Annotated in this window: 18 protein-coding genes; 2 read left to right on the top strand and 16 right to left on the bottom strand. The window is 53.1% G+C overall.

The window, feature by feature from the left end:
- Positions 1 to 244: 244 nt before the first annotated feature.
- Positions 245 to 2,134, bottom strand: coding sequence for a molecular chaperone HtpG (gene htpG / locus LG200_RS03125; RefSeq protein ID WP_226756138.1), 1,890 nt, complete (start codon positions 2,132 to 2,134; stop codon positions 245 to 247).
- A gap of 211 nt (positions 2,135 to 2,345) precedes the next feature.
- Between htpG and LG200_RS03120 the strand changes: the two genes are divergently transcribed.
- Together LG200_RS03120 and LG200_RS03115 are read left to right on the top strand one after the other, a co-directional pair.
- Positions 2,346 to 4,736 carry a TonB-dependent receptor gene (locus LG200_RS03120; protein WP_226756137.1) on the top strand — a complete coding sequence of 797 codons (2,391 nt, stop codon included), beginning with the start codon at positions 2,346 to 2,348 and terminating at the stop codon, positions 4,734 to 4,736.
- 153 nt (positions 4,737 to 4,889) lie between these two features.
- Positions 4,890 to 5,156, top strand: coding sequence for a hypothetical protein (locus tag LG200_RS03115; protein WP_226756136.1), 267 nt, complete (start codon positions 4,890 to 4,892; stop codon positions 5,154 to 5,156).
- Positions 5,157 to 5,167: 11 nt separating this feature from the next.
- On the opposite strand, the gene LG200_RS03110 is transcribed toward LG200_RS03115, so the two are convergent.
- The 15 genes from LG200_RS03110 to rpoE form a co-directional block, all read right to left on the bottom strand.
- The gene (locus LG200_RS03110) at positions 5,168 to 5,965 is read right to left on the bottom strand and encodes a tRNA threonylcarbamoyladenosine dehydratase (protein WP_226757287.1); all 798 of its coding nucleotides are present in this window, start codon (positions 5,963 to 5,965) and stop codon (positions 5,168 to 5,170) included.
- Positions 5,958 to 6,914, bottom strand: coding sequence for a surface-adhesin E family protein (locus LG200_RS03105; RefSeq protein ID WP_226756135.1), 957 nt, complete (start codon positions 6,912 to 6,914; stop codon positions 5,958 to 5,960). Before LG200_RS03105 ends, LG200_RS03110 begins: the two co-directional genes overlap by 8 nt.
- 2 nt (positions 6,915 to 6,916) lie before the next feature.
- A complete protein-coding gene (gene acpS, locus LG200_RS03100) occupies positions 6,917 to 7,297 on the bottom strand; it encodes a holo-ACP synthase (RefSeq protein ID WP_226756134.1) in 381 nt (126 codons plus the stop codon).
- Positions 7,298 to 7,309: 12 nt separating this feature from the next.
- Positions 7,310 to 8,035 carry a pyridoxine 5'-phosphate synthase gene (gene pdxJ / locus LG200_RS03095; protein WP_226756133.1) on the bottom strand — a complete coding sequence of 242 codons (726 nt, stop codon included), beginning with the start codon at positions 8,033 to 8,035 and terminating at the stop codon, positions 7,310 to 7,312.
- Complete coding sequence (recO, locus tag LG200_RS03090; RefSeq protein ID WP_226756132.1) at positions 8,032 to 8,763, bottom strand: DNA repair protein RecO; 732 nt, start codon at positions 8,761 to 8,763, stop codon at positions 8,032 to 8,034. The genes pdxJ and recO overlap by 4 nt, the downstream gene beginning before the upstream one ends.
- Before the next feature lie 34 nt (positions 8,764 to 8,797).
- The gene (locus LG200_RS03085) at positions 8,798 to 9,022 is read right to left on the bottom strand and encodes a hypothetical protein (RefSeq protein WP_226756131.1); all 225 of its coding nucleotides are present in this window, start codon (positions 9,020 to 9,022) and stop codon (positions 8,798 to 8,800) included.
- A gap of 12 nt (positions 9,023 to 9,034) precedes the next feature.
- Positions 9,035 to 9,925 carry a GTPase Era gene (gene era / locus LG200_RS03080; RefSeq protein WP_226756130.1) on the bottom strand — a complete coding sequence of 297 codons (891 nt, stop codon included), beginning with the start codon at positions 9,923 to 9,925 and terminating at the stop codon, positions 9,035 to 9,037.
- Entirely contained in the window at positions 9,922 to 10,602 is a 681-nt protein-coding gene (gene rnc / locus LG200_RS03075; RefSeq protein WP_226756129.1) for a ribonuclease III, read from the bottom strand. The genes era and rnc overlap by 4 nt, the downstream gene beginning before the upstream one ends.
- 6 nt (positions 10,603 to 10,608) lie before the next feature.
- On the bottom strand, positions 10,609 to 10,974 hold the full coding sequence (locus LG200_RS03070; protein WP_226756128.1) for a DUF4845 domain-containing protein: 366 nt from the start codon (positions 10,972 to 10,974) through the stop codon (positions 10,609 to 10,611).
- An 8-nt stretch (positions 10,975 to 10,982) separates the two neighbouring features.
- Positions 10,983 to 11,729, bottom strand: coding sequence for a signal peptidase I (gene lepB / locus LG200_RS03065; RefSeq protein WP_226756127.1), 747 nt, complete (start codon positions 11,727 to 11,729; stop codon positions 10,983 to 10,985).
- Positions 11,726 to 13,519: a translation elongation factor 4 gene (lepA, locus tag LG200_RS03060; protein ID WP_226756126.1), complete on the bottom strand. Its 1,794-nt coding sequence runs from the start codon at positions 13,517 to 13,519 to the stop codon at positions 11,726 to 11,728. The genes lepB and lepA overlap by 4 nt, the downstream gene beginning before the upstream one ends.
- Before the next feature lie 104 nt (positions 13,520 to 13,623).
- Positions 13,624 to 15,057 carry a DegQ family serine endoprotease gene (locus LG200_RS03055; protein WP_226756125.1) on the bottom strand — a complete coding sequence of 478 codons (1,434 nt, stop codon included), beginning with the start codon at positions 15,055 to 15,057 and terminating at the stop codon, positions 13,624 to 13,626.
- 127 nt (positions 15,058 to 15,184) lie between these two features.
- Complete coding sequence (locus tag LG200_RS03050; protein WP_226756124.1) at positions 15,185 to 16,138, bottom strand: MucB/RseB C-terminal domain-containing protein; 954 nt, start codon at positions 16,136 to 16,138, stop codon at positions 15,185 to 15,187.
- 7 nt (positions 16,139 to 16,145) lie between these two features.
- Complete coding sequence (locus tag LG200_RS03045) at positions 16,146 to 16,604, bottom strand: sigma-E factor negative regulatory protein (protein WP_226756123.1); 459 nt, start codon at positions 16,602 to 16,604, stop codon at positions 16,146 to 16,148.
- On the bottom strand, positions 16,604 to 17,221 hold the full coding sequence (gene rpoE, locus LG200_RS03040; protein ID WP_226757286.1) for an RNA polymerase sigma factor RpoE: 618 nt from the start codon (positions 17,219 to 17,221) through the stop codon (positions 16,604 to 16,606). Before rpoE ends, LG200_RS03045 begins: the two co-directional genes overlap by 1 nt.
- Positions 17,222 to 17,240 lie beyond the last annotated feature (19 nt).

Genomic DNA, 17,240 nt, shown 5'->3' with positions numbered 1-17,240 from the left:
TGATCAGGCTGACCTGATAAATTTTCCTGCATCCTGCATACTCTATCCACGGCATTCGCCATGGCTTCAGGATGGATAGCTTGGCGCTATCACCATGCATGCAATGCATGGCATACCTGCAAACTACTCAGACCCCGCATCAGTCAATTACACATTGACTACAATGCGAAGCCGCGGATTATACAATAAAAAACCGGGATTAACCAAGTGCTGATCAATCCCGGTTTGACTGCTGATAAAATCCTTACTGCGCGAGCAAGGCATTTACCCTGCGCACGAATGCAGCAGGGTCCTGCAGCTGTCCGCCCTCGGCCAACAAGGCCTGATCGAACAGCAAATGCGCCCAGTCGGAAAACTTGCCATCGTCCTGCACGCCAGCCAGGCGCTGCACAATCGCATGTTGCGGGTTGATTTCCAGCACAGGCTTGCTTTCCGGCGTTTTCTGGCCGGCTGCCTTGAGCAGGCGCTCCAGGTTGCCGGAAAGATCATGCGCCCCTGCCACCAGGCAGGCCGGGGAATCTGTCAGGCGATGTGTCACACGCACCTCCTTGACACTTTCACCCAAGGTAGCCTGGATCTTTTCCACCAGTGACTTGTATTCGTCCTCGGTCTTCTTCTTCTGTTCCTTCTCAGCCTCGTCTTCCAACTTGCCAAGATCAAGATCGCCCTTGGCCACGGACTGCAGTTTCTTACCTTCGAACTCGGTGAGGCTGCCCAGCAACCATTCGTCCACGCGATCGGATAACAGCAAGACTTCTATACCCTTCTTGCGGAATATTTCCAGATGAGGACTATGCTGGGCGGCGGCAAAACTATCGGCGGTAATATAGTAGATAGCCTCCTGACCTTCCTTCATACGGCTGATGTAATCCTTGAAGGAAGCCACCTGCGCATCAGTATCGGCATGGGTGCTCGCAAAGCGCAGCAAACCAGCGATTTTCTCGCGGTTGGCAAAATCCTCTCCCGGCCCCTCTTTCAATACGCGGCCAAACTCTGACCAGAATTTTGCATATTCTTCAGGCTGGTTTTCAGCCAGGTCCTCCAAGAGGCCCAGTACCTTCTTCACGGAGCCTGCCTTGATGGCATCTATATCCTTGGAATGTTGCAAAATTTCGCGCGATACATTCAATGGCAGATTCGCACTGTCTATCACGCCGCGCACAAAGCGCAGGTATTGCGGCATCAGCTGCTCGGCGTCATCCATGATGAACACACGCTTAACATACAGCTTGATTCCATGCTGACGCTCACGGTCATAGAGGTCAAACGGGGCCTTGGCCGGGATATAGAGCAGGGAAATGTATTCCTGGCGGCCTTCAACGCGGTTATGGCTCCAGACCAGCGGGTTCTCAAAGTCATGGGAAACATGTTTGTAGAACTCCTGGTACTCATCCTCGGAAATCTCGTTCTTGGCCCGCGCCCACAAGGCGGAAGCCTTGTTCACGGTTTCGTCTTCATCAGTCGGCACCTGCTCGCCATCCTGCCAATCAGACTTTTTCATAACGATAGGCAAGGTGATATGGTCGGAATACTTGCGGATGATGGACTTAAGCTTCCAGTCGCTCAGGAACTCATCCTCGCCCTCACGCAGGTGCAACACGATTTCGGTGCCGCGGCCGGCTTTTTCGACGGCTTCCAGCGTATAGTCACCCTCGCCTGCCGATTCCCACCGCACCGCTTCGCTGCTGCCCGCGCGCCGCGTGGTCAGCGTCACCTTGTCGGCAATGATGAAGGCGGAATAGAACCCTACGCCGAACTGGCCAATCAGGTTTGCATCCTTGGCCTGGTCGCCGGTCAGCGATTGGAAGAACTCCTTGGTGCCGGACTTGGCAATGGTGCCGATATTGCTGATCACTTCTTCGCGGCTCATGCCGATGCCGTTATCGGTAATGGTCACTGTACGCGCATCCTTGTCGAAGCTGACGCGTATCTTGAGCTCGCTGTCGTTTTCATACAGGCTATTGTCAGCCAGGGCCTCGAAGCGCAGCTTGTCGGATGCATCACTGGCATTGGAGATCAGCTCGCGCAGCACGATTTCCTTATTGCTGTAGAGCGAATGAATCATCAGCTGCAACAACTGCTTGACTTCGGCCTGGAAGCCTAGCGTTTCTTTCTGCAGGGTCTCTGTGGACATTTTAAAACTCCCATGTACTGGTTGGAACAATGTTGCGCATATTGGGATGGGCTGTATCGATTTCAAGCCTTAAAACCGCATCCGCCTTACATCGCTTTTTAATGCCATGTAAAATAAACAAAAAAATGTCTAAATCAAGCTTAGTTATTCAAGTCTGTATTTTGATGGGGATATGCTCAATCGAGCCCTTCATCGGGGAGTCCTAGAAATAATGAAGTACATCGGTTTCAAGAGTGGCATAGTAGCGCTTCTTACCACATGCAGCATCGCAAACGCAGAAGAAATTCCAACATCCCGACAGCAAAAAGCAGAAGAGCTCCAGCAATTGGAAAGTACCACTGTGACCGCCAGGCGGCGCTTGGAAAAAGAGCAGGATGTTGCGGCAACGACCTCAGTGGTCAAGGGTGAACAGCTCGAAGCCACGCGAACCTACCAGGTGCAGGATTTGCCGCAACTGCTGCCCAGCCTCACCGTCCAGTTCCTGCAACCACGCCAGTCCAGCATTGCGATTCGCGGCATAGGAAACAACCCGGCCAATGAAGGGCTTGAAGGCAGTGCCGGCATATATCTCGACAATGTCTACCTTGGCAGGCCCAGCCTCGCCATTTTCGACTTGCTGGATATAGAACAAGTCGACCTTCTTCGTGGCCCACAGGGCACATTGTTCGGCAAGAACACTACCGCCGGGGTACTCAACATCAACACACGGAAACCCGTGTTCCGTTCGGAAAATTCCGTAGAAATTTCTGGCGGCTCACGCGATTACGAGCAATTCAAGGCCATGATCAACCAGCCGCTCAATGATATGGCAGCGGTCCGCATTTCGGCTTACAAAACTCATGACGACGGCTGGGTCAAAAATACCTACGACGGCAAGAACCTCAATGAAATCAACCGCACCGGCGTACGCGGGCAATTGCTGCTGAAGCCCAGCGAGGCATTCAACCTGCGCCTGATTGCCGAGCACAACGAGGAGGACTCCAGCACAGGCACCCTTGTGCCTTACAGCTATGGGCCATGGACACCCAACTCCTTTACGCTCATAGGCGGGCCGCCATTCATTGTACCCAACCCCAGCGTCAATCTGCCTGCTGGCACGCCAGGCTCCAATGCCACCGATGGCTTGAGCCATGCCAATAGCCTGGGTGCAAGCAACCGCAATTACGACCCCAAGGACTACAAAGTCTCAGTGGATGGCAAACAAAGAACACGCACCAAACAAGATGCATTGTCTGCCGAAGCCAACTGGGACTTGAACGGCTACACCCTCACCTCAATCACTGCCTGGCGCCAATGGGAATTCCAGCCGGACAACGACTTGGACCGCACGGACCTTTATGCGGTAAACGGCGGCGTCGATGTGAGGCACAAGCAATATTCACAGGAAATCCGGTTTGCTTCGCCTTTGAGCGATGTGTTCGACTATGTGGCAGGCGCTTATTACTACCACCAGGACGTATCCAACCATGAGCAGTACGTCACCGGCCCGGATGCGTTTGCACTGACCACCATCTATCCCAATAATTCGGCATTTTCCGGGTCTGGCTACGCCAAGACAAACAGCTACGCACTTTTCGGCCAAGGTACCTGGCACCTGACGGAAAAACTGGATCTTACAGCAGGCCTGCGCGCCACCCTTGAAAAGAAAGAAGCCAGGGTAGTGCAAAATCGCATCACTCCCGGTCCTGCGCCACATCCCCTCCTCGATGCCTATGACACCGGCGTACAGCACCAGAAAGATGAGAGCCTTTCCAGCCTGCTGACTGCAAGCTATTGGCTGAATGATCATGTGCTTGGCTACGCCACCTACTCAGCCAGCGAGAAATCCGGTGGCTACAATATCAATGGCGTAGCCTCGCCTGGTGCGGTGCTGGGTACTGATGCCTTGAACATAGACCCGGAAAAAGCCAGGAACCTGGAGCTTGGTGTCAAGTCCAGTTGGCTTGATCAGCGCGTTATCGCCAATGCCAGCCTGTTCCTGACCAAGGTCACTGATTACCAGGCAGCCACTGGGGCCTCCATCAATGGCACTTATACCGGCCTCCTGACCAATGTCGGCGACCTGACAAGCAAGGGCGTGGAATTCGACCTGCGCGCGCTAGTGAATAAGCACCTTAGCCTAGGCTTGAACGGGGCCTATACCGACGCCACTTTTGATCGTGGCACAGCGCCCACCCCTGCCGAGGAATTTGACGGCCCAGGCGGCACCGTCAACAGCGGTTATGGGAAAGGCACCCGCAGTATCGCTGGCAACCAAGTCAACGGCGCTTCCCGCTGGACCTTGAGCAGCAATGCAGACCTGCGCTGGAATGTGGCTGACAACCTGGAACATTATGGTTCGGTGCAATATAGCTGGCGCTCTGAAAGCTATGGTGACGTCAATAATTCCGAATATTCAAAGATTGCCGGATACGGCATCCTCAATTTCAGTACCGGCCTGCGCATGACCAGCGGAAAACACCGCTGGGACCTTTCTCTATGGGCCAGGAACTTGCTGGATAAGCGCTATTTCCTTGGTGTCACCAATGCAGGCAGCAATCTTTATGTTGGTTCGGCTGGCCAGCCGCGCACGATTGGAGCCAGCCTGCGTTACGATTTCTAATCCATCCAGTAGAGCGGTTACAAGGGGACAGCCACCAAGCCAGCACTGGCAGGTGGCTGATTTTTCAGGATTTATCGAATTATTGCCAAGTCGCTTTTTCAATAGGCATATTCAAGTTACACTATGCCCTTCATGACTGCAGCGGAGATTGCGATGGCAACTATCACGATCAACAGACTGGATGATCAGCATTTCGAAGTTGCAATCCAGGCGCACTCACCTACCACCCACTGCGTCACCGTAGCACCTGATTATGCAGCCAAGCTCACCCAAGGCAAATTCAGTACGGAAGAACTGGTCAATCGCTCTTTCGACTTCCTGCTGGCACGGGAATCCAACACGAGCATTTTGCGCAGCTTTGATCTGGCAGTGATTTCCCGTTATTTTCCCGAATACGAAGGCACCATCAACCGTTCATAGCAGCAAAGAACTCAGCCAGCCATAGATCCCAGGAGCTTAAGCACCACGGCGGCGGCGGCCATGCCACAGGGGGCTGTGACTGCCACCGACGATCCATAACCTGCGCAATTGAGGCCGGTCACAGCATGATCATTGCCTACTTCGCAACTAGCGTCAGGCAACTGGACTGGCTCATCGGAATAAACACATTGAATACCGAATTTGGCAGGTTTTTTCTGCGACTGCGGCGCTTTGGGAAAGCCATGATCGCGACGCAGGCTGTTGCGCACTTTGGCCAGCAAGCGATCACCATGCACCTCAGCAAGGTCAGCGACACGGATGCGTGTGGGATCAAAACGCCCGCCCGCACCCCCAGCCATTATCAGCGGTACTTTGTACCGGCGGCACCAGGCAGCCATCGCCACCTTGGCCCTGGCATCATCAATTGCATCCAGCACGACGTCATAACCGCGGTTGAGCATGGTGCCCACATTATCCTCCGAAACAAAGTCCTCTATTTCCTGTACCTGCGCCAGCGGATTGATCAGGCGTATGCGTTCTGCCATGGCAGTCACCTTGGCTTTGCCGAACTCGCCTTCCACCGCATGTAACTGACGGTTTACATTGGACTCGGCAATATTGTCGAGGTCTATCAGGGTCAAGCGGCCTATCGCATTTCGTGCCAGTGCCTCCACTGCCCAGGAGCCCACGCCGCCTACGCCTACCACACAGACATGCGCAGCCTGGAACCGTTGCAGCCCCTGCTCTCCGTACAGCCGCCGCACACCGCCAAAACGACGCATCACATCAATATCCATGGCTTCATTCATCATCAGGCTGACGACAGCTGGTAGCGCGAATCTCGCGCTCATATTGGTCAAGGCGGGTAATCGAGCAATGGTTCTGCTCCACTACTTGCCCGATTTCGGCAAGGTGTTCCAGATATTTCTGCATGGTATCGCAGTAAAGCGCATTGCCATCCACATCCGCCTGCACACGGCTTTCCAGTGCCTGCAGCTCTTTCAGGATATGTCCGCACTCATCCTCCTGGAACGGGTTGCGCGCCGGGCGTTTGGCCGGGGTGCATATGGTTTTTGCCAGTTGGCTTGCCGTGGCAGATTTGCTGAAGGGTGCCGCAGGCTGCGGTTTGTCAAACAGCACTTCCGCCTTCCCCTCCTGCACTCGCTCTGCTTTCAACAGAATAAAGCGCCCGGCGGCGCAGTCCAGAGACAAACTACTCATGGTTTGCTCCTGCTTGTTGAACGGCTTGACCCTGGTATTGACCGTAAACACTTGTGTAACTCCATCCTGCCTGAGCGAGGCACGGTCAAATGCCACCTCTCCGGTATTGCTGTTACCCACCACTTCCCATTGAGGCGGATTTGCAGCCGGTGCCGGTGGCGCTATAGGCGGTTTAGTGACCGCATCGGCTTTGCAATAGGCTTGTTGCAATTGATCAGGCAATGATTGCGGGGAAATTGTTTCTGGCTTACGCGGCTGACTGAACTTGAATGTCTGCTGACCATTCTGGCGGCGATAGCCATTCAGGTAATGAAAAGTATGCTGGGTACAGTCCAGTCCCATGGTAGTGATCCAGCTGCTGCCATCAGCCTGTTCCACATTGGTCAACACACTGAAGGTGCGCTTGCCTTCGCCCCACTTGATGCTGCCACGGTCGATATAATGCTTGCCGACCTGGCTTTCGCCCAGCAGATCCCAGTTTTCTGCCTGCACACTGAAAGACATCAGCAGCCACGATAAAACAACTACGTAACGCACAGTTAAGCCTTTTCCAGCACCACGAAGGCGGCTGCCAGGGCTTTTTCATCGCTGATGGAAAGATGCTGGCCAACAATCCCTTGTGCATCCAGCAAGGCCTGCAGCTCAGCAGCCAGGACGAGGATGGGTTTGCCCAACTCATCATGGCTGATGCCGATATTCTCAAAAGTGGCCGGCCCGCGTATGCCAGTACCCAAGGCCTTGGCAAAGGCTTCCTTTGCTGCAAACCGCTTGGCCAGGAAACGGGCTTTGACCCTCGATTGCTCGTACTCCTGCCATTCAGAGACATTGAGGATGCGTTGCGCAAAGGCCTCGCCAAATTTGGCCAGCGACTGCTCTATGCGCACAACCTCAACAATGTCCGTCCCTATGCCATAAATCATGAAAACAACAATCTAGCTAGCAGCCTCTGACATGAGGGCCTTCATTTCGCGCACTGCAAATTCCCAGCCGACAAACAATGCATGCGCCACGATGGCATGGCCAATATTCAACTCCTCAATACCAGGGATCTGTGCAATTTCATGTACGTTGTGGATATTGAGGCCATGCCCGGCGTTGACTACCAATCCAAGTGCCAATCCATGATCCACCGCCACTTGTATACGCTGCAGTTCAGCCGCTTTATCTTCTGCACTTTCTGCATCAGCAAAGGCGCCCGTATGAATCTCAATGACTGGCGCGCCAGCGGCCTTGGCCGCCTCAACCTGCTGCAGATCAGGTCCTATGAACAGGGAAACGCGAATACCGGCTTGTACCAGGGTCTGGCATGCTGCCTTGATCGTGCCCAGGTTGCCCACAACATCCAGGCCGCCTTCGGTTGTGCGCTCTTCCCGCTTTTCCGGGACCAGGCACACGTCCTGTGGCTTTACCTTCAGGGCGATCGCCACCATTTCATCGGTCACCGCCATTTCCAGGTTCATCTTGGTTTGCAGCAGCGAGCGCAAGGCATACACATCTTCATCCTGGATATGGCGCCTGTCCTCGCGCAAATGGATGGTAATACTGTCTGCCCCGGCTTCCTCGGCACGCAAGGCAGCCTGCACAATGCTCGGATATTTCGTGCCACGGGCCTGACGCAAGGTAGCCACGTGGTCAATATTAACGCCTAGTTTGATCATAATGCCTGCAAATCCATGAGTAGTTGTCGCGTGTGCAAGGGCTTGTCGCCCAGGTAATGGGCCAGCAACAAGCGCATCAGCTGCTTGCTCTGCTGCTGGGTCTGCACATCAGTGTAATCATCACGCGCCATATCCAGCAAGGTCTTGCCGGATAATTGTACGCCATTTGCCCCGCCCGCATGTGTATCAGCAGCCACGGCCCCATGCTCGGCAATGTAGTGATAAAGCTGGTTCTGAATGACCGGCTTTGCATTCTCATCGTTGGTCAATGGCACTGCATATCCCATTTCCTGCAGCATTCTCAGCTCAAAACGACGCAAAGTGGTACCGGCCGCCACATCGTTACGCGCCAGGATGCACAAGGTCTGGTTGTAATAATCGAACAAGGCATCATGTGCATCTTCACGAGGCAACAGGCGCAAGAGCAGTTCATTCAGGTAAAAACCACACATGAGCGCTTCCCCCTGCAGTAGCAGCAAACCAGATCCCCACTCCATGCTGTGCAGGTTTTTCAGCTCGGCCTTGCCTGACCATGTTGCCTGCAAGGGCTGGAAGGCCTGCAACATACCGCGCATCGCGGAACGTGGACGCCGGGCCCCTTTGGCAACGGCCGCTACCCGCCCGAACTCGCGGCTGAACAACTCCACCACCAGGCTGGTTTCCTTGAAAGGATAGGTATGCAGAACATATACCGGCTGATTGTCCTGGCGATTGATGGAAACGGCCATATTGATCGTTATGCGTAGGGTAAATAATGAAATTTCAAAAGATTGAAACAGCAGCAAACATCTGCAGGCGATAACGGATTGATGCGAAGACAATGCCGGTCACAGGCAGCGCATCTGGCACGGCAATATCCGGCAACATTGCGCCAGACTTTGTTATCCTTACCAGCCACCTGATGCCAGGAGCGAAGACAAGGCGGAGGGCCGTAGATAGTACACTTAATACGGCAAGGCCCGACAATGCCGTACTTGCCTCTGGCATTAGATAGCCCTCTTAGTAACCCAGGCTTTTTAGGGCCCGCTCATCATCCGCCCAGCCGCCCTTGACCTTGACCCAGGTTTCCAGCCAGACCTTGCCGCCAAACAGTTTTTCCATATCCTGCCTGGCCTCGGTGGAGATACGCTTGAGCTTCTCTCCGCCCTTGCCTATCAGCATGGGCTTCTGGCTGTCCTTGTCGACGATAATCGCCGCATGAATCCGGCGCAGGTTGCCTTCTTGTTCGAACTTCTCGATTTCCACAGCCACCGAATACGGCACCTCATCCCCCAGCAGGCGGAAGATTTTCTCGCGTAGCATCTCGGCAGCCAGAAAGCGTTCATTGCGGTCTGTCAGTTCATCTTCGCCATAAATGGCAGCCTGCTCAGGCAGGTGCTCCCGCACAGCAGCCAATAGCTCATCGAGATACAGGTTTTTCTTGGCACTGACTGGAATGATGCCGGTAAAAGGAAACTCCAGGTCAAAGTCCTGGATCAATGGCAACAGGTTACCCTTGTCTCCCATCAGGTCCGCTTTATTAACCACGAGGAATACAGGCTGGTTTTTTGGCAACAGCTCTAGCACTTTGCGGTCTGCATCACCCAGATGCATGGGTTCTATGACGAACAGCACCACATCCACCTCACTCAGCACTTGAGTGACTGTACGGTTAAGGTTGCGGTTAAGTGCATTGATGTGTTTTTGCTGGAAGCCGGGCGTATCGACAAAGAGGAATTGCGTATCTTCCGTGGTATGAATCCCCAGCAGGCGATGGCGTGTAGTCTGTGCCTTGCGTGAAGTAATGCTGAGCTTCAAGCCAAGGATATGGTTCAGCAATGTGGATTTTCCGACATTGGGCCTGCCGACGATGGCGACGGTACCGCAACGGAATGCTGGAGATGGATTCATTTTTTACCTTTTTCGAGCAATTGCTCATATGCCGATTGGGCAGCCTGCTGCTCAGCCGCCCTGCGACTCGAACCCTTGCCCTCGGTAGTAATCTGGAGTTTTGGAATGTGGCAGCTTACGAGGAAAGTCTGGCAATGTGCCTCGCCCTCCGTGGCCAGCACGACGTACTCGGGCAACTCTATCTTGCGCCCCTGCAGATATTCCTGCAATAAAGACTTGGCATCCTTGCCAATGGCCTTGGGATCAATTTTCTCAAGCAACGGCTGGAACAGGCGTATCACCACTGCTTCAGCTGCGGGGTACCCACCATCAAGAAAGATGGCGCCTATGATGGCTTCCAGGGCATCAGCCAACACGGAGGGGCGACGCCAGCCTCCGCTTTTCAATTCCCCTTCGCCTAACTTGAGGAAATCACCCAAACCAAGGCTGATGGCAATTTCACTGAGTGTCTGCTCTTTGACCAGCTGTGCACGCAAGCGGCTCAAATCGCCTTCCGGCAATTTGGGAAAGCGCTGATACAACTGGTGCGCTACCAGGAAATTCAGTACCCCGTCGCCCAGAAACTCAAGGCGCTCGTTATTCACACTGGCATAACTGCGATGCGTCAGGGCGCGGGTTAATAAATCCTTGTCCCTGAAGTCGTGCGCAAGCTGGCGCACCAGACTGCTTTGACTCATACCTGTCTAGCGTACATTGTCGGTAGAAGCCTCAAAGTCCAGCAAGGCACTGACATTGGAAAACAAGGGCACCACTACCTGATATTCAACAGAAAGCGCGGTCTTGCCATTTTCATCACGCAGGAATACCAAATCCTTGCTGTCCACGCTACGGATATCATCTATCGTTGCGCTCTTCTGGAAAGAGGAGATCATGTCCGCCTTGCTCATGGATGAGAATGAGGGATCATGCGCAATCTTGGTGATGGCTTTCTTGACCGAAAAATATTCAATGTAGGATGGCGCAAGCTTCATGGCGATCACCACCAGGAAAACTGCGATAGCAATAGTGAATACTAAACCTAGAAATGTCATACCACGTTGTTTTTTCATGATACCCCCTAGTTGATCTTGCTGCCGATTCTGCCAAAATCGTCAAAATTCCACCAGATGAAGAACGCACGCCCGACCAGGTTGTCTTCAGGGACAAATCCCCAGACACGGCTATCCTTGCTGTTGTCGCGGTTGTCGCCCATGGCAAAGTAGTGTCCAGGCGGCACTTCCACCTCACCATCAAATGCCATGCCATTCTCTTCAATCAGGATGTCATGCTTCTTGTCAGCAAGTTGTTCCTGGTAACGCTTGGTCACAATCATGTTGAGACCGGATCCCACATACTTATAGTCATCCGCATAAGTAGTCTCTACCGGTTTCCCGTTGATGGTGAGGCGCTTGTCCTTATAGGCAATACGATCACCCGGCACGCCCACGACACGCTTGATGTAATCAATGGAGGGGTCAGGCGGATAATGGAACACAAACACATCGCCACGTTGTGGGTGCCCAACCTCAAAGAAAGTCTTGTTCAGGATGGGCACACGCAGGCCATAGGTGAATTTGTTCACCAGGATAAAGTCACCTGCCAGCAGGGTCGGCATCATGGATCCCGAAGGAATCTTGAATGGCTCGACTATAAATGAACGAATCAGGAACACGGCAAGAATGACAGGGAAAAAACTTTTGGAATATTCCACAATCACAGGATCAGCTGCATCGGCAGCGCGTTTCTTGCGCCAGAACAGGCTATCCAGCAGCCAGATAATGCCCGTGATTGCCAGCACAGCCAGCATGAATAATGCAAACATCATTTGTCTTCAACCCTCAAAATGGCCAGGAATGCTTCCTGCGGAATTTCAACGTTACCCACCTGCTTCATGCGCTTCTTGCCTTCTTTCTGCTTTTCCAGCAGCTTTTTCTTACGTGTGATATCGCCACCATAACACTTGGCCAACACGTTCTTGCGCATTGCCTTGACGGTTTCACGAGCAATGATATTGGCACCGATGGATGCCTGCACTGCAATATCGAACATCTGGCGCGGAATCAGCTCGCGCATCTTGGAGACCAGCTCCCGCCCGCGATAGATACTGTTTGCACGGTGCACAATGAGCGACAACGCATCAACGCGCTCGCCGTTGACCATAATGTCGAGCTTGACCAGGTCGGCCGCGCGGAACTCCAGGAATTCATAATCCATGGAAGCATAGCCACGCGAAACAGACTTGAGGCGATCAAAAAAGTCCAACACCACTTCATTGAGCGGCATTTCGTAGGTCAGCATCACCTGGCGCCCCATATATTGCATGTTGCGCTGCACGCCGCGCTTGCCATTACACAAGGTCATCACGGGGCCAACATAATCCTGCGGCATCAAGAGATTGATGGTGATGATGGGCTCGCGGATTTCAGCCACCCGCGACGGCTCAGGCAAGCGCGAGGGGTTTTCAATCTGGGTCACTTCACCGGTTTTCAACAATAACTCATACACCACGGTAGGGGCCGTGGTGATCAAGTCCATGTCGTATTCACGCTCCAGGCGCTCTTGCACGATCTCCATGTGCAGCAAGCCCAGGAAACCGCAGCGGAAACCAAATCCTAATGCACTGGAATTTTCCGGCTCAAACTGCAATGAAGCATCATTAAGCCTCAGTTTCTCAAGCGCTTCACGCAATGCCTCGAACTGATTGGACTCAACAGGATAAAGGCCTGCAAACACCTGTGGCTGCACTTCCTTGAAGCCGGGCAAGGCTTCTGATGCCATTTTATCGGCAAGCGTAACAGTATCGCCGACCTTGGCACTGGTCAGCTCCTTGATGCCAGCAATGATAAAGCCCACCTCACCAGCGGAGAGGGAAGGACGAGGCCTGGACTTTGGCGTAAACACCCCTACCTGTTCGCACAAATGGGTGGTTTTAGTCGCCATCATGCGAATCTTGTCCTTGGGCTTGAGGACGCCATCCACCACCCGAACCAGCATGATGACACCAACATAGTTGTCAAACCAGGAATCAATAATCAAAGCCTTGAGCGGCTTGGTTGGATCACCGACTGGTGGCGGAACCTTGGCGATCATGGATTCCAGCACATCCTGCACGCCTAGACCAGTCTTGGCAGAGCAGCGCACTGCCTCAGAGGCGTCCACCCCGATTACATCCTCGATTTCCTGCATCACACGCTCGGGATCAGCGGATGGCAAATCGATTTTGTTGAGTACCGGTACCACCTCAACCCCCTGGTCAATAGCGGTATAGCAGTTAGCCACACTTTGAGCTTCTACGCCCTGTGAGGCATCCACTACCAGCAAGGCCCCTTCACAGGCAGCCAGGGAACGGCTGACCTCATAGGAGAAGTCCACGTGTCCAGGTGTATCGATCAGGTTAAGGTGATAAATTTCGCCATTCAGCGCCTTGTATTCCAGGGCAGCAGTTTGTGCCTTGATGGTAATGCCCCGCTCGCGCTCGATATCCATGGAATCAAGCACCTGCGCTTCCATCTCACGATCAGACAAGCCACCGCAAAGCTGGATAATACGATCTGCCAAAGTGGACTTGCCATGGTCAATGTGGGCAATGATGGAAAAATTACGGATATTTTTCATGTAGTTATTCGAGATTAAGCCAAGTAAAGAAGGGCGCCTAGGCGCCCTTTTACAACATACTGATTAAGGCCGGATTTTACAGCAAATACCGGCTCTTAGCATATTTACTTGCCAATCTTGACTGGCACATACAAGGTATTATCACCACGCTGCACCAGCAACGCCACAGTCTTGCCCGCAGGCACGGCATTGATCTGCTTGCCAAACTGCTCCAGAGTCTGCACTTCGGTATTGTTGAAACCCAGCACCAGATCGCCGCGGCGGATACCAGCTTGGGCTGCAGGTCCTTGGGCGTCCACCACCAGCAAGCCATTTCTGCCATTCAGGCTGCGACGCTGCTGTGGCGTCAATTCACGCAATGTCAGGCCCAGGCGATTGGACTCAGGCTTGGCATTGGGCTGTGGCGTGACTGCAACCTCGTCCTTGTCAACTGGCATTTCCCCCAAGGTAATATTCAACAGCTTGGAAGAACCCTTACGCAGGACTTCAACAGCCACTTGCTTGCCAGGCTTGGTAGCGCCTACGATACGCGGCAAGTCTGAAGAAGTCGTCACCGGCTTGCCATCAAACTTCAGCACAACATCACCGGCTTCCAGCCCGCCTTTTTCAGCAGGACTGCCCTTTTCAATGCCTGCAACCAATGCGCCACTGGTGTTTTTCATGCCGAAAGACTCAGCTAAATCCTTGGTTATTTCCTGGATACCTATACCCAGCCAGCCCCGTGCAACACGACCTGATGCCTTCAACTGGTTGGAAACCTCGATCGCCACATCAATGGGAATAGAGAATGACAAACCCATGTAACCGCCAGTACGGCTATAAATCTGGGAGTTGATACCAACAACTTCGCCTTTCAAATTGAACAACGGGCCACCAGAGTTACCAGGATTAATCGCCACATCGGTCTGGATGAAAGGTACAAAATTTTCCTGTGGCAAGGCACGCCCCTTGGCACTGACAACCCCAGCTGTCAGCGTACTTTCCAAGCCGAATGGAGAACCAATCGCCACCACCCACTCCCCGACCTTGAGCTGCTCGGGATTTCCTATGGCTACCTTGGGTAAACCTGTTGCCTCGATCTTCAATAAAGCGACATCTGTACGACGGTCAGCCCCAATGATTTTAGCCTTGAATTCACGCTTGTCATTAAGCTTGACGATCACCTCATCCGCCTCGCGCACCACATGTGCATTGGTCAGGATGTAGCCATCACTACTGAGAATGAAGCCAGAGCCCAGGGACTGGGATTTGTATCCAGGCGGCTGCCCGCCTTGGCCACCCTGTCCTCCAGGAAAACCGGGAATGCCAAAACGGCGAAAGAATTCATTCAAGGCCTCATCATCGGGCATTCCCTGAAATGGGGAACCACCAGTGGGCCCGGTTTGCGCTATCTGGGTCACACTGATATTAACCACCGCCGCGCCTTGCTTCTCAGCCAGCTCGGTAAAATCAGGGAGATCCTTGGCAAACACCGGAGCTGCAGAAGACAGGCCAACAGATAAACAAATTGCTGAAACGGCAATTAGTTTCTTAAACATTTATTCACCTCGTTCAAACGTCACACTGATGCGCCTGCCGATGCAAACTGACTGCACGACAAAGCGCGACTCTTCATTGCATTGATTTATTACAGAAATCCGGAAACAGGTTCTGGACGATTGCCACCTACTTTTTGAAGCTGACTGCACTGCCTATTTGGGCTACCGTCGTAGAGGGCACCTCACCCACCACTAATATCTGGTAGCCATTGGTCACATTGGCATAGAAATTCGTCGCGCCTTTCGCGGTCTGGCCGATTCTAGGACGAGTACCCTTGACCAAAGGTTCAATGAATAGGGAAACAGACGCCAGGCCATCCGTAAATATGACTTGCGTGACAGGGGACTGCTTGCCAGGCACCAGCCGGGTTACTTGCTGTATCTTGCGGTATCCGGCCGGCAATGCGCCAACTGTCCACTCGCTGGCTTCCTGTGCAGGCTGGGCAATCGCCTCCTCCAGGATATAGTTCTTGCCATGGTCGACATTAGGGTGGAACCAGTCCATGTCCTGGTTTTCAATCATGTCCACCTGGCTGAAAGTCATCTGCTCAAGCATCTGGTTCTGCTCATTAAGCATGAGCGACTTGAGCAACAGGCCATATTCACGGTCTGCCCAGAATTTATAGGCGTAACGCAACCTGTCCTTGGGATCAAGAAATACCACGCGGCCATCCCGACCAGCTACACGCTCGACTCCGCCGATCCGTGCTTTATAACTGACCTTGATATTCTCGATAGTGTTGGGGAGAACGGCAGGAAAAAGATTATGGGCCCGCCGCTTTTCCATAATCACTTTTTCATTTTTCGGGCTGAAAATCACGACATCACTGCCCTGGCTAAGCATTTCACGCGGGGTGCCATCCAGGACAACCACCCTGGCATACTCTCCCTGTCCGTAATTCATATGGGTAACCTGGACAGACTTGACGTTTTCACCCGACTGGTAGACAAACACACCCTTATAACTCAGGTCATGCGCGGCTTGTGCTGCTTTTTGCAGCACAAGCCATGGGTCTTCCGGTTCTGCATTTACGGTCGCAATCGGAGCTGCCAGCAGGCATGCCAGCAAAAAACGCTTCATCTACCCACTACTCCGAATAATTGGCTGGCTGAATGTAATACGCGGAATTACTGGAAGCGAGAGATTGATGGGCCAGCAGATAATCTGCAGGCAGGCTTTGAGCAATTTCCATGGGAGAGGCGGTGTCATCGGCATCAGCCTGAATCTGCTGTTGCAAGACCACCCAGCCGACAAACGCTACTGCTGCGACCGAAGCCGCTACAGACCAGACACGGTTGCTTCTTAACAGCGACTGCTTACGTGCTGCTGCAGGAACAAGCACAACCGGCTCTGCCTCAAGCTGCGCCATCAGACGTTCAGTAAAATCCGGTTTGAATACAGGATTACCACGCATTGCATCGCCAATAAGGTGGTAAGTCGCCCACGCCTCGCTAGAGTCACCGCCCGACTTCAAAGTCGTATACAGGTATTCTGCATCCTCAAGCGCAATATCTGCATCTATCAGCGCTGAAATTTGACTTTTCATTACCATCTCCTGTTTTCGGGGGTGTCCAGTAAAGGACGCAACTTTTGAGCAATTGTTTCACGCGCCCGAAAAATACGTGAACGCACAGTACCGATCGGGCAATCCATCATTGTGGCAATTTCTTCGTAGCTCAAACCTTCAATCTCGCGCAATGTAATGGCTGTACGCAACTCTTCAGGCAATGCAGCCACTGTATCATTCACAGTACGGGCAATTTCCTTGCCCATCAGTTCTGTTTCCGGTGTATCCATGGTGCGCAATTCGTCACCATCTTCAAAATTCTCGGCATCTTCAATTTCAATATCACCGGTTGCCTGAGGCCTGCGCCCCATCGCCACCAGATAATTTTTTGCCGTATTGATGCCAATACGGTATAGCCAGGTATAGAAAGCACTATCGCCACGGAAGCTAGGCAGGGCACGGTAAGCCTTGATAAAAGACTCCTGCACCACATCCTCGACCTCCGATGGGTCGCGTATCAGACGAGACAACAGGCGCCCCAGCTTGCGCTGGTACTTATCGACCAGCAAGCCAAAAGCACGCTTGTCACCGCCTTGAGCGCGCTCCACCAACTGCTGGTCTATTTCCCGGTTACCCGCCGGCGGGGTACCTGCCATAGAGGCCTTGCTCCCTGTC

The sequence above is a fragment of the Methylobacillus caricis genome (assembly GCF_020532705.1).
In the GTDB taxonomy this organism is placed as follows: domain Bacteria; phylum Pseudomonadota; class Gammaproteobacteria; order Burkholderiales; family Methylophilaceae; genus Methylobacillus; species Methylobacillus caricis.
Note: the sequence above shows the minus strand (reverse complement) of the source record. Positions and strands in the feature narration are given on the sequence as shown.

Coding starts and splice junctions, on each gene's coding strand:
- pdxJ (WP_226756133.1), bottom strand. CDS start 8,035: ATGATCAAACTAGGCGTTAATATTGACCACGTGGCTACCTTGCGTCAG.
- LG200_RS03120 (WP_226756137.1), top strand. CDS start 2,346: ATGAAGTACATCGGTTTCAAGAGTGGCATAGTAGCGCTTCTTACCACA.
- LG200_RS03085 (WP_226756131.1), bottom strand. CDS start 9,022: ATGCCAGAGGCAAGTACGGCATTGTCGGGCCTTGCCGTATTAAGTGTA.
- LG200_RS03055 (WP_226756125.1), bottom strand. CDS start 15,057: ATGTTTAAGAAACTAATTGCCGTTTCAGCAATTTGTTTATCTGTTGGC.
- recO (WP_226756132.1), bottom strand. CDS start 8,763: ATGGCCGTTTCCATCAATCGCCAGGACAATCAGCCGGTATATGTTCTG.
- acpS (WP_226756134.1), bottom strand. CDS start 7,297: ATGATTTATGGCATAGGGACGGACATTGTTGAGGTTGTGCGCATAGAG.
- LG200_RS03070 (WP_226756128.1), bottom strand. CDS start 10,974: ATGAAAAAACAACGTGGTATGACATTTCTAGGTTTAGTATTCACTATT.
- era (WP_226756130.1), bottom strand. CDS start 9,925: ATGAATCCATCTCCAGCATTCCGTTGCGGTACCGTCGCCATCGTCGGC.
- LG200_RS03115 (WP_226756136.1), top strand. CDS start 4,890: ATGGCAACTATCACGATCAACAGACTGGATGATCAGCATTTCGAAGTT.
- LG200_RS03110 (WP_226757287.1), bottom strand. CDS start 5,965: ATGAATGAAGCCATGGATATTGATGTGATGCGTCGTTTTGGCGGTGTG.
- LG200_RS03045 (WP_226756123.1), bottom strand. CDS start 16,604: ATGAAAAGTCAAATTTCAGCGCTGATAGATGCAGATATTGCGCTTGAG.
- lepB (WP_226756127.1), bottom strand. CDS start 11,729: ATGATGTTTGCATTATTCATGCTGGCTGTGCTGGCAATCACGGGCATT.
- lepA (WP_226756126.1), bottom strand. CDS start 13,519: ATGAAAAATATCCGTAATTTTTCCATCATTGCCCACATTGACCATGGC.
- LG200_RS03050 (WP_226756124.1), bottom strand. CDS start 16,138: ATGAAGCGTTTTTTGCTGGCATGCCTGCTGGCAGCTCCGATTGCGACC.
- rpoE (WP_226757286.1), bottom strand. CDS start 17,221: ATGGCAGGTACCCCGCCGGCGGGTAACCGGGAAATAGACCAGCAGTTG.
- htpG (WP_226756138.1), bottom strand. CDS start 2,134: ATGTCCACAGAGACCCTGCAGAAAGAAACGCTAGGCTTCCAGGCCGAA.
- rnc (WP_226756129.1), bottom strand. CDS start 10,602: ATGAGTCAAAGCAGTCTGGTGCGCCAGCTTGCGCACGACTTCAGGGAC.